Source organism: Paenibacillus sp. Marseille-Q4541, assembly GCF_018310695.1.
Taxonomy (GTDB): domain Bacteria; phylum Bacillota; class Bacilli; order Paenibacillales; family Paenibacillaceae; genus Paenibacillus.
The window spans coordinates 1-12,075 of sequence record NZ_JAGXCY010000023.1 but is presented as its reverse complement, the minus strand read 5'-3'; the positions used below and the strand labels follow the sequence as shown (position 1 = coordinate 12,075).

The following is a 12,075-nucleotide window of genomic DNA, read 5'->3' as shown; positions in this document are numbered from 1 at the left end:
TGCACAAATAACCGAAAAAAATCAATTTGTGTCGACTATAAGAATAATCTGACGATTATCGAAGATGACTCACCTTCCTTTCCTCCTATTTTTTAAATAGAACAGTATGGATTGCTCTCTTGTTTCTATGTATGTTCCACCCTAAAATGAAACCGTTTGCATCACATATATTACATTCGATCTTTACGAACAGTCAACCCAAATTTCGGAAAATCATTTCTTTTGAAGTATGATTTGTATATCATCTAGTATACTAAACAACAGGAAATGGGGAAAAAGGAGTCGTCTTGCTATGCAACCTTTCACAGCACAAGTTATTGAGATCATTAAGTCTATTCCAGAGGGGAAAGTAATGACGTATGGCCAAGTGGCCGCTTTAGCAGGCAGTCCTCGGGCAGCAAGGCAAGTCGTTCGCATCCTCCATTCTATGAGCGAAAAACATCGTCTTCCTTGGCACAGAGTTGTGAATAAGCAAGGAGAGATTGCTCTTAGTGACGAATGGCATCGCTCTTTACAGCAAAGCCTGCTGGAGGAAGAAGGTGTATATTTAAATCTTTCAAAACGTATTGATCTTACGATATATCAAGCTTAAAGATACAAAGAAGAGGTGCTCAGCCAAATGGCTGACACCCCTTCTCTATTAAACGATAATGCAGCTCGTAATTAACGAACCCTGATTACAAAGGTCGCCATGTTCGTTCCCCCACGGTCATCTGTAACCGTTAGTTCAACCGTAAAGTTCCCCGCTTTAGTAAACACATGTTTAGCGGATGGACCACTTCCTGTGGCGCCTTCTCCAAAGTTCCATGAATAGGAAACAATGGTTCCATCTTCATCGCTAGAGGCGGTTCCGTCAAAAGTAACTTCCCGATTCCGCTGTGCTGCATTTGGCGCTTGAATGACAGCAATTGGATCGATATTCGGAGGAGCAGGCTCTTCCCCATCATTCGTTACATACAATTTACCTAACGCAGAAATTTCCGTCTCATTCCCTGCTGCGTCCCACACTCGAACGACAATCACTCCCCCATCAAGTCTTAGGGATGACGAAGTTGTGTATGTTCCTACATAATGCCCTTCTGATGTTTCTGTAAGTGGAATTTCATTACTTCCCGTGCGGTTAGGACCGATTGGCAGCTCAATTCGGAAGGAAGCAGATAGTCCAGGCGCACTATCAAAGGAAACATCAATCGATTCCCCGCCTGTAATATAGACATCGGAAGCTGGAGTTAAATTGGTGACTACAGGTAAGCTCCAGCCAACAATCACTTGACGAGTAATTGTAGTCTCATTGTTCGCTCGGTCTTTTGCTGTTACGTTAATCGTATTCTCACCTTCATTAATCAGAATGCGATGCGTAAAGCTTCCGTCTTCACCTACGGTGACCGATTGTCCGTTTACAGTTACGGTACTCAGATAATCATCATATACAGAACCGCGTACGGTGTACGCTTCTGCATTGGTTTTCTCCCCATCTTCTGGTGAAGTTACGGTGAGAACCGGTGCTGTTTTATCTAGAGTTACAGTAACTGGAGCTGAACGATCTGTTATATCGCCACCAATGATCGCTTCAGCGGTCAGTACGTTTTCTCCTACTGAAAGATCAATGTTCAGTTCAAACTTCCCATCTTCAATGGTTGCCTCTCCTGCTATTTCTTCACCGTTGTATACTTTTAGCGTTGATCCATTAGCTGGTGAGGTACCTTTAACTGTGATGGTATCTTCGTTCGTAAAAGTATCTGTTAATGGTGTAGTAATAATGGGTGCATTAATTGGATAACGAACAATCGCACGGATCATATAGTTACCCTCATCAACTGGTGATGGAGACCATGCTCCACTTGCTCGTTGCCAAGATCGCTCAGCATTCGTGCTGCTCTCATCCGTAGCAAGACCCGGTGCTGAAGTTCCAGCAGGTGTCTGGATGTACACGATGTAGAAATCACCTTGAACGGTGATCGGTTCTTCAAATTCTACCGTCGTCCACTCATCATTACGAAGGGCGGTACCGTCAAATGGTCCTGCCAATTCACGGCCAGGCGCACCTTGAGGTCCGGATGCATCATAAACGGAATACTGGAATGCAGTTCCACCTGGAATCGGCCATTCTGTATTCCAGAATCGGAAGGATGCGCCTGTAACTTGAGCTACATCCGATTCAGGTGTCATCCGTACAGCCCATGCATTACCTGCGGCATTAAATGCTCTCGCATTTTCCGGCGTTCCATCATCGTATTTGATTTCACCAGGGTACCCGATAAATGGTTTGAGAGAGATCTCTTCCGTTATACTTTCATTCGCTGGTACTTCAACGGTTTTTGTTTCTCCATAGTAATTCTGTGCGGAGATAGAAAGCGTATAACTTCCTTCGTACACACTCAGCGTAAATGTTCCATCTTCGCCGGTACGAACAGGAGCAACCTGTGCATCTTCCAGTACGACAACAACTGCATCTGCAATGGGTTCACCTGTTCTTTCATTGGTGACCGTACCTGTCACAGTTCCTTTTGGAATAGCATCCAGTTTGAAGTTCACCGATTTAGTCGCTCCATCTGTTACGGTAACGGGAACCGTTTTAGAATAATAACCATAAGCTTCGGCTTTGAGGTTGTAGTCTCCAGCCACGTGCTTGAAGTTGTAACGACCTGTAAATACATCTGTACGAGCAGAACGTCCGGTTTCAAGTACAGTTACCGTTGCTGCCGCTGGAAGGCTAAATGTGCCTGCATCACCACTTGGGATAGCGGATTCTTCTTTTGTTTCTCCAATTTGATCAGTTTTGAATTGTTTTAACACAGGCGCTTTTTCAATTGCTTTTTGTTTTTTCAATGCTGCTTTGGATACTACATCACTTTTAGTAGAACCAGGTGCCTCAACAGCAAGAATTCGGAAGTCATCAAGATACCATCCCGTTTTGACCACACTACTATCTGACTTCAATCTAAAACGAACTTGAACTTCGCTGCCAATATAGCTAGATACATCATAAAATACGGGTGACCACTGTTTTCCATTCGTAGAGTTAGAGAATTTACCAAGCTCAGTCCATGTAGTTCCCCCGTTAGATGTAATTTCTACATAACCCACATCATAGTTTGTTTCAATTTCATACCACTGATTAAACGTGAGCGCTGCATTTTCTGCATTCGTTAGGTCAATGACCGGAGATACGAGAGAGAAATTTGCACTGTTTTCGTATGTGGAATCAAGGTCTGTTCCCCATACATTTGGTTCTGTGACCGGAACAGTAGGACCAGGTGAAACAGAAACGCCACGTTCCCATTCGTCTCCTGTACCGGAGTGAGTCCAACCATTGTCCGTTGTTCCGTCGAATGAATCACTATAGATTGATTCAGGAACTTGAACCTCCACGGAAACTTCTTCGGATGCTTCGCTTTCATTACCACTATAGTCTTTTGCCTTTACTACATAATAATAAGTTGTGTTTCCTTCTGTCGTATTGTCTACGTACGTTGTTCGCGTTGTTGTACCTATTGCTTCGTAGCCAGCCCCCGCTGTTTCGGAGCGATAAATCTGATATTCTTTGAGATCCTCATCTTCAGGAGCCGTCCAGTTTAGCGTAACATCACCGAGTATGGAAACATCAGCAGTCACCGCTGTTGGAGCTGAAGGCGCCTCTTCATCAGGAAGCTGTAATGAGAAATCATCCAGATACCATCCTTGCTTCTGAACCGAACCGTCTGATGTCAACAAGAAGGCCAAGTATACTTTTTGACCAGCATATGCTGTCAGATCCACATATTGTGTTTTCCATCCGTCACTGCTGCCAGTGAAGCTGGTCAGCGGTTCAAATTCATAGTCACTCTCTTCAGTAGCAATATACAAACTACCGATATCACGCGTTGACTCAAGATCATACCACTGTTTGAAAGAGAGTAAGGCACCTTCTGGACTATTTTGTAAATTGATAGGAGGTGCAATTAAAGCAGTACTCGCATTCGCTGCATAAGTACCTGTCAGATTGGTGGCTATTACTTTTTCTCCTGAAAAAGCACTCCCTGGACCACTTACCGGTGCTCCCCATACCCATGGATTCTCGCCGTCTGGAAGGAAACCATTGGAGTCCGTTTCGAAATCCTGACTATAACCAGGCTCAATTCCTTCCGATACAGCGACAGCGTATACAGGCGTGTCAAACCCATTGTTGCCATAATCATTCACGCGAATGTAATATTCTAGACCCGGGTGTTCAATTAGCGAAGCTGGAATAATAGCTTGATACGTCCCTTCTTTAGCATCACCAGTAATTCGGTCCGCTGGTATGTAAACATAGCGGCTCGATCCTTTGATTCTAGCAAAAACTTCAACAGCGGTCACAGATACGTTATCACTAACATTCATCGTAATCGCTGAATCAAGTCCACTGTACAGTGAGGTAATTGGTGTATGTTCGAGTACAGGATCAATGAGGTCATCTCCACCTGTCGTAACACGACCTGCCACCGTACCAACACCTTGAAGAACCGAACCTACAGCATCAAGTGCATTGACAATACCATGACCATAACCATTGTTAGGTGAAGTTGGATATTGACTATCTGTTCTTTCCGTCGCCGTATCGGTTAGAATGTCTTCTAGATCATCGACGGTTAAAGAGCTATTTGCCTGTAATAATAAAGCTGCGATTGCAGTGGTATGAGGACCAGCCATTGAGGTCCCATTCCAACCACCTTCATATTGTCCCCCCGGCACGGAAGAACGTATGTTTACGCCTGGTGCCGATACTTCTGGTTTAATCTCACCATAAGGAGATGGTCCAAGCAAGGAGAAAGAAGCCAAGTTACCGTTGATATCTGTTGCTCCCGTAGCGAATGACTCTGGATAATTTGCTGGATTGGCTACAGAACCTGGTCCACCTGGATTCGTTAAGGTTGTATTACCAGCGGAAAACTCGGGAAAAATTTGCGCGTCTCTCCACGCCTGAACAATAGGTCTGAACCATTCATCAATACCTGCTCCGCCACCCCAAGAATTGTTCACGACATCCGGGGCAAGCTCAGGGTGTAGATTTCCATCTTCGTCGACGGGTGCAAGCAACCATTGACCGGCATCGAGAATAATGGCATCGGTTGTTGATGGATTAAAGATTCGAACTGCAATCCATTTCGCGCCAGGCGCAACACCGATATGGTTCGTTCCGTCTTCTTCAGCACCAACCATGGTTCCCATCGTATGTGTACCGTGACCATCTGTATCTGCAGGAAGAGAAGATCCGCTATGGGGGTCATACCAACTGAGTTCAGGATCAACGATGTTCCCACTTGCGTCAAGTCCTCGCCATTTACTTGCTAAAGCAGGGTGGGTATATTCTACGCCCGTATCAAGGTTCGCGACCACGATCCCCGTACCATCGATTCCTTGTTCCCATACTTCAGGAGCGTTCACTTGTTCGATATTCCATTCAATGCTTTCAGGATCTACATCTGATGTTGTACTCTCTTTAGTTGCAGCAGGATTATCTAATGCTTTGGTGCTTTCTTTTGGTGAGGTAGCCGTTTCATCTACCGTTACATCTTGAAGAAATCGTTCTTCATTGGGTAATATTTTTTCAATACCTGGCTGAAGCGCCAGTCCTTCCATTACCTCCTTCGTACTCGTTACTGCCAATGAGTTAACAATAAAAAAGCTCTTATAATCTTTGACCTGGCCGGATTTTTTTTGATCATCCAAATACTTTTGAATTGGAATTTGAGTTCGGGAAGCCGTTTCACGAAGTGAATTCACTACAGAGGTTCGAACGGATAACTTCGCTGCAGCAGGTGTCGCCTTTTGCATCGTTGCAAGCTTCATTGCTTTTTGTGCTGCCACTGTTGTATCTACCTGTTCTGACAGCTTTACTAGATAAGTGACATATTCATCGTCTTGAAAAAGTTTGTTCAATTTCGTATCCACTTTGGCTGTTATGAGCTCAGGTGAGGTCGAACGCAGATCCATTTTTCCTGAGGTAGATCCTATCGTGGGTGCAGCGCCTACTGGGCTAACGATAGACAGCGCAAGGAAAAATGCCATCCCTAAAGAAAATGATTTTTTCATTTTTTTCTCAATGACCAAATCTACTACACTCCTTTAGTTTTCAATTGAAAAGAACAAATAAAGAACATAGGGACGACAAATAAATCGAACGCCGGTCAATTTACTTTAATAACCACCCCCTTTTCGATAGATTATACGATGCAAAATAATCGATTGAACTTGACAGTATTAGTGGATTGAGAAATGAGATACAGAAATGTGATCTATATATAAACCTAGGAGATAAACGGACATCATCTTAGATGAGTGGATGTTTTTCATTAAAAACATGTAGGATGTAGCCAGGGGATGTAATAGCTATTCGAGGTATTATAAATGTGTATTGGATGCACGAAGAGTATATAGGATAAAAAACGATGAAAACAAGTGTTTTTTTCTAATATTTTACAATTAGTTCTTCCTACTTATATTGGATTTTTAGAATAAGATGATGGTCTGATATCAGAAGTACAATAAGCCTATATTATTCGAGTTCGTTTTCGGAACCTAGTAAGGATTTATTGAGAATTCGCAGAATATCTCTTACATCAAATGATATGAATAGAGTGAAAAATAGGTTAATTTCCCTATAGTCAATTTTTTTATAATGAAATTTCACCTGAGTTGGCAAGCCTTTTTAACTCCTTTCTAAGTATCAGATCATCGTAATAGAAATCTGTCGTCAAAGTTTGGGAATAAAGACCTTGATATCAAAGTTTGAAGAATGAATAGATTTACATAACAGGATCAGGATCGTGACGAAACAGAAAAACGTGTATAAAAAACGAGGTTACTACGCATCTTGAATAAATGAAAAATGGAAAAGGAAGTCAAAGATGTCCCGTAAACGACTAACTCTTAAATTGTCTCCAGAATCGGTTTATATCGGTGCATTATTGTCACTCGTTGCTGGATATCTAGATGCTTATACATACATTGGAAGAGACGGTGTTTTTTCAACAGCACAGACAGGTAATATGGTTCTTCTTGGTGTAGAGGCCGCTAGAGGGGATTTTGCACAAGCATTAGTACATATTCCGCCGATTGTTGCATTTGTGACAGGAGTATTTGTGGCTGAAATGCTAAAGCATCCCTGGATCGTACGAATGTTAGTGGAACCTTCAAGAGCCGTACTTTTGCTAGAAATCATCGTCCTCTTCGGTGTTGGTTTCCTTCCATCCTCCGTTCCGAATATGGTCGTAACCATGATGATTGTTTTTGTAGGCTCGCTGCAAATTTCAACTTTCCGATCCTTGGAAGGATGGACCTATAATACGACGGTTACTACCGGTAATTTGTTTACAGCAGCAAGAGCACTCTACATCTCTCTGTTTCAAAAGGAGTTATCTGCTTCATTACAATTCAAAAAGTTTGCTACCGTTATTAGTTCTTTTCTGTTCGGCGCCTTCATCGGTACATTCGCGACATACCGGATGGAAGATAAAGCAGTTTGGATTGCGAGCATCATACTCATTGTTGTATTCTTCATCATGCTGGTATCACCAGCAAAAGGGATTTCATCTGAAATAATAAAACGCGATACACGATAAAGGCTCCCTCCGTTTTGGTATTAAATCCACTGAGGAAGCCTTTTTAAGTATGTATCATGCACAGCAATCACCAAACTTTATTTTTACGACCTATATACAGAAGATGTGAAGACACTCCAAGAATAGAAGGATCTGTTGCAGTTTGGATCATAATTTTTAGAAATTGTTCGTACGCTGCCTCTCCTTGTTGTTCCCAATATTCCCTTGCTTTTGGATCAAGCAGACCTCCCACACTGGTTGAACCGATGAGTTCAATTGTTGTAAATCCGTTATGCTCCATGAATGGCCGAATTTCTTCAACCCCAAAATAGTAAGCACCGGTAAAACGACCCGGATCGTCATGAGTAAAGCAACTCGTTGATAAGAAATCTTCAACTCCAGCTATCGTATGATTTGGCTTCCAATGCAGCGGATTCTGAAGTGAATTGAGTAACATTCTAGTACGAGACTGGAAAGCGACGAATACGATTCCCTCTGACTTTGTCACTCTGTGCAATTCCTTCACAGCTGCATTTCTTTCTTCTTCCTCTTGAAGATGATACATTGGCCCGAGCATCAAGCTAGCATCAAATGTATCGTCTGCCAAATGACTCAATCGAGTCGCATTTTGGACATAGAAACCAGGAAATGAGGATTCCAATTCCAGCTTTTTCGCATATTCCTTTGCTTTCTCCACAAGCGTAGGAGTTAAATCCGATACACTTACTTGATAACCTGCCTGAGCAAGTTTCATTGCATATTTACCCGGGCCAGCTCCGTTATCTAAAAGATGTCCTTTTTCCGGTAAATACTTGTTTATATAATGCATGTTCACGATAAATTCCAGTGGTTCCCGGTCGAGTCTGCCCCATTCATCAAACGCAGAATAATACTCAATAATCTTTTCCATAAGCAAATCCCTCCTTGTAGAATATAAGAACCGCCGCCTCAAAGAGAGGCGAAAGGCTTGATCTGACGAAGTACCACTGTTATTAGTGATTTAGGTTCTTGATCATACTTCTAACCTAGATCTCATCACATCTTAAGGACGTCTTATCGCACAAGATGTGGGTTTATTTTCCATTCTACCACACATGCTCTCGGACGAGCTTTTTTCGGAACCTTTCCTGCTTAAAGAACAAGAACTTTATTCCTATACCGAACCTATAGAAGTTTTTTAACGATCCGCTATAAATCAAGCGTATACCTCCCCGGATTGCATTAGATGCAGGCAAACACTTTTCGATGTGACGGTTATAGCTCGATATAGGCTAAACGGTAAACCCTATCAAAACGGCCCATCCGATAACCAGATGAGCCGTTTTTTATATTCTACTTCTCCTGTTCCTTGATCACCTGCTCAATCCCGAGCAAAATCAGCTTCAATCCGAACTCAAACGCTCTGTCGGTCCCCATCAGCTCGAACAGCCCGTTCGTGAACATCCTCCGGAACAATCCCGCTTCCGTCTCGCTCATGGAGTCCAGAAGGCGAATCATCTCCTCACCTGGAAGTTCTTCCTGTTCCTTAAGGACAGCGGAGACATTGCGTTCATGCTGATAATCATCTAGGACGAAGTAGAAGACATAGTTCACAAGCGTAGTGACCACTTGCATTTTCTGCTCTTGCTCCAGTGGCGTCGATTCCACGCAGAGCAGCATACGGTTGGTGAACCGGATGATGTCCGGTTCGTGAGGCAGCGTCATCATCATGAGCTGCGTGGAACAGGGATACCGGCTGAGCACACTCCGTACTGTTATCGCAAGCCCCGTTAGCTGCTCCTTCCAGTCCCCCTCGGAGTGGAACTCCTCCAGAATCACTTTCGATACCTGGTTGGCCAGACGCTGATAGAGATTCTGCTTGCTCTTAAAGTACCAGTAGAGTGAGGGAGCCTGAATCCCCAGCCGGTCGGCCAATCGTCTCATGCTGAATTTCTCGATACCCTCCTCTCCAAGAAGCTCCCACGAGGCTTCCAAAATCTTATCCTCCGATATCTGAGGTTGCTGTTTTTTCATCGGTATCCATCCTTTTATCTAACAGTGTAAGTTTATGCTTTACAGGTTCATAGGTTCATGATATCATCTAACACTGTAAGGTACAACCTAACACTGTTAGATGATAATAAGGGAGTGATTATCAAGAGGAACCCACCAAGATTTTGGTCGTATCGCCCTCAAGATCAGCATGATCTTTTCGAAGTTGGATAAGACGGTGATTTCTACTCACCATTATCCGGGAGCTGGACGATCATGAGCTGTACGTCTGGATAGCCGGTATCAATAGGTAATTTGAAAACCTAAATAAATGAAGAAAGTAGTGACCCACATGGATGCAGAAAACCTCCATTATTTTGAAAAAGCACCGGTCGCAAAAGCCGTAGCTCACTTTGCTGTACCGATGATGCTAGGCACGTCAATGAGTGTCATTTATTCCATCTTGAATGCCTATTTCCTTGGTACACTGGGCAATACTGCCATGTTAACCGCACTCGCACTAACCTTGCCGTTATTCGCGGTGATTATGGCGCTAGGCAACTTAATTGGCATAGGTAGCGGTACATTCATCTCTCGTTTGCTAGGAGAGAACAAATATGATGATATAAAGCATGTGTCTTCATTCGCCTTTTACTGCAGTTTAATTCTCGGTCTTATCGTGATGGCCGTTGGTCTCCCGTTGATCGATCCAATCGTCCATGGCCTGGGGGCAACACCTGACTCCTTCGGATTTACGAAAGACTATGTCACGATTATGCTTATAGGTTCACCATTCGTCGTATTATTCTTCACACTGGAAAATATCGTGCGCTCAGAGGGGGCTGCAATCACGTCGATGATCGGAATGATTCTTAGTGTGGTCGTGAATATTATTCTCGATGCTCTAGTCATCTTCGTCTTCCATTGGGGCGTGATCGGCGTTGCATCTGCTACCGTCATTTCTAATATGGTTGCGAGTGCATTCTACGCCTTCCATATGGGATATAAAAGTCAATTCTTAACCATCTCTTTAAAATGGTTCAAGGCAACCAAGGAGATTCTGATCAATGTATTCAAAATTGGAGTTCCCGTTTTTGTTATGAGTATCTTCTTGGGTGCAATGTCACTCATCTTTAACCATTTTCTTGTCGAATATGGGGATCAGGCCGTAGCGGGGTACGGAATTTCATCACGTTTATTACAATTTCCTGAGTTTATTCTGATGGGTTTATGCGAGGGAGTCGTGCCATTGATTGCCTTTTCTTTTACAGCGAATAAATTACGCATGAAGCAAACCATTGGATTCACGATCAAAGTGATTGTGTCGTTAGCAGTCGTATTCGGCGTTATCGTCTATCTTATTTCTGATAACTTAATTGGTTTATTTACGAATGACCCGCAATTAATTGAAATGGGTAGCTACATTCTACATGTGACATTCTTATCCTTGTTTATTACAGGAATGACTTCGTTGTTTATGGGGATTTTTCAAGCAACAGCGCAAGGAACCGCCGCATTTATTATGTCAGTAATACAAGGAATTACGCTGATTCCTGTGCTCTATATCGCCAATCGAATGAGTGGCTTCCACGGGGTGGTTTGGTCGCTCGTCATTGCGGATGCCGTCGCGTTCCTTGTTGGAGCCATGATGTTGTATGTTCTGCGGAACAAATTGCAGCCGGAGTTGGATAATTTAGTACAGTAGAAAACACATAACACGTGAGATTGCAGGACGTACGTAAAAGCACTATGTACAGACTTACCGGTTCGGGATTTAGGTAAAGGTGTTGCCCTTGCCCGATCGGACAAACTCACGGCGCGGGAAATACCTTACGATGTGCTGCATAAAACCAAGTCCTCGACTCTGGAACAAGAAATTGTACCGATAGAAAAAAAGCTGTGAAATTAGCAAAGAAAAATGTTTGTGTACTTCGACAGTTTCTATGTTGTTTGTATTTCAAATACGTCTGTATTTTCTGAGCCGCTATGGATCGTTGTTACATGCCGATTCAAAGCCAGAACTTCTACAACCTCGAATCCATCTCCGGGTACAACTTCTGGTCCGACAAGTTACATGGCGGCGACGACCAGTTCGTAACTATTAACTTCCTCGTCCTTTAAACAATACCTAAGTTTAGTCTAGTCATTGAAATAGAAAAAAGCAGCAGCTAAAGTGAAAATAATTCCTTAGATTGCTGCTTCCTTCTTTAATTATTTCACACCCTCTTTATATACACCCTCATTTTCTAGAAAATATTGTGAAATATGAAAAAGAATAAGTCATAAAGACCTATTCTTTTTCGATAATAACTATAGATGATTAGTTAGTTCACCGTCTAAATTTCTTTTCGAATAGTAAACAAACAACGATAGAAATTGTAAGGATAAAAGTAATTATTAATGAAACATTGAAATAATTGTGAAACAACTCCAATGTCCATCTGTCATCAGGAAGAATTAGTTTTGCAAAACTATTCCCTATCGTATAACCTCCATCTTGAAGATCAGGCCTTAAATTTTGAGAATAATTCTGACTTAAACT

The 12,075-nt window shown here is 42.7% G+C and carries 7 protein-coding genes; 3 read left to right on the top strand and 4 right to left on the bottom strand.

The window, feature by feature from the left end; translation table 11 throughout:
• The first annotated feature begins 292 nt into the window (after positions 1-292).
• A complete protein-coding gene (locus KFT32_RS19230; protein WP_211748915.1) occupies positions 293-592 on the top strand; it encodes an MGMT family protein in 300 nt (99 codons plus the stop codon).
• 71 nt (positions 593-663) lie between these two features.
• Here the strand turns inward: KFT32_RS19230 and KFT32_RS19225 are convergent, their stop codons facing one another.
• A complete protein-coding gene (locus KFT32_RS19225; protein ID WP_211748913.1) occupies positions 664-6,072 on the bottom strand; it encodes a S8 family serine peptidase in 5,409 nt (1,802 codons plus the stop codon).
• Positions 6,073-6,869: 797 nt separating this feature from the next.
• Here KFT32_RS19225 and KFT32_RS19220 point away from each other — a divergent pair.
• Positions 6,870-7,583 carry a YoaK family protein gene (locus KFT32_RS19220; protein ID WP_211748911.1) on the top strand — a complete coding sequence of 238 codons (714 nt, stop codon included), beginning with the start codon at positions 6,870-6,872 and terminating at the stop codon, positions 7,581-7,583.
• Between the two features lie 67 nt (positions 7,584-7,650).
• Here KFT32_RS19220 and KFT32_RS19215 read toward each other — a convergent pair whose 3' ends face one another.
• On the bottom strand, positions 7,651-8,472 hold the full coding sequence (locus KFT32_RS19215; protein ID WP_211748909.1) for a class I SAM-dependent methyltransferase: 822 nt from the start codon (positions 8,470-8,472) through the stop codon (positions 7,651-7,653).
• Between the two features lie 422 nt (positions 8,473-8,894).
• Positions 8,895-9,575 carry a TetR/AcrR family transcriptional regulator gene (locus tag KFT32_RS19210; protein ID WP_211748907.1) on the bottom strand — a complete coding sequence of 227 codons (681 nt, stop codon included), beginning with the start codon at positions 9,573-9,575 and terminating at the stop codon, positions 8,895-8,897.
• 310 nt (positions 9,576-9,885) lie between these two features.
• Between KFT32_RS19210 and KFT32_RS19205 the strand changes: the two genes are divergently transcribed.
• Positions 9,886-11,238 carry an MATE family efflux transporter gene (locus tag KFT32_RS19205; protein ID WP_211748905.1) on the top strand — a complete coding sequence of 451 codons (1,353 nt, stop codon included), beginning with the start codon at positions 9,886-9,888 and terminating at the stop codon, positions 11,236-11,238.
• Positions 11,239-11,862: 624 nt separating this feature from the next.
• Here the strand turns inward: KFT32_RS19205 and KFT32_RS19200 are convergent.
• Positions 11,863-12,075, bottom strand: a 213-nt coding sequence (locus tag KFT32_RS19200; protein WP_211748903.1) for a hypothetical protein, incomplete at its 5' end; no start/stop codon positions are given.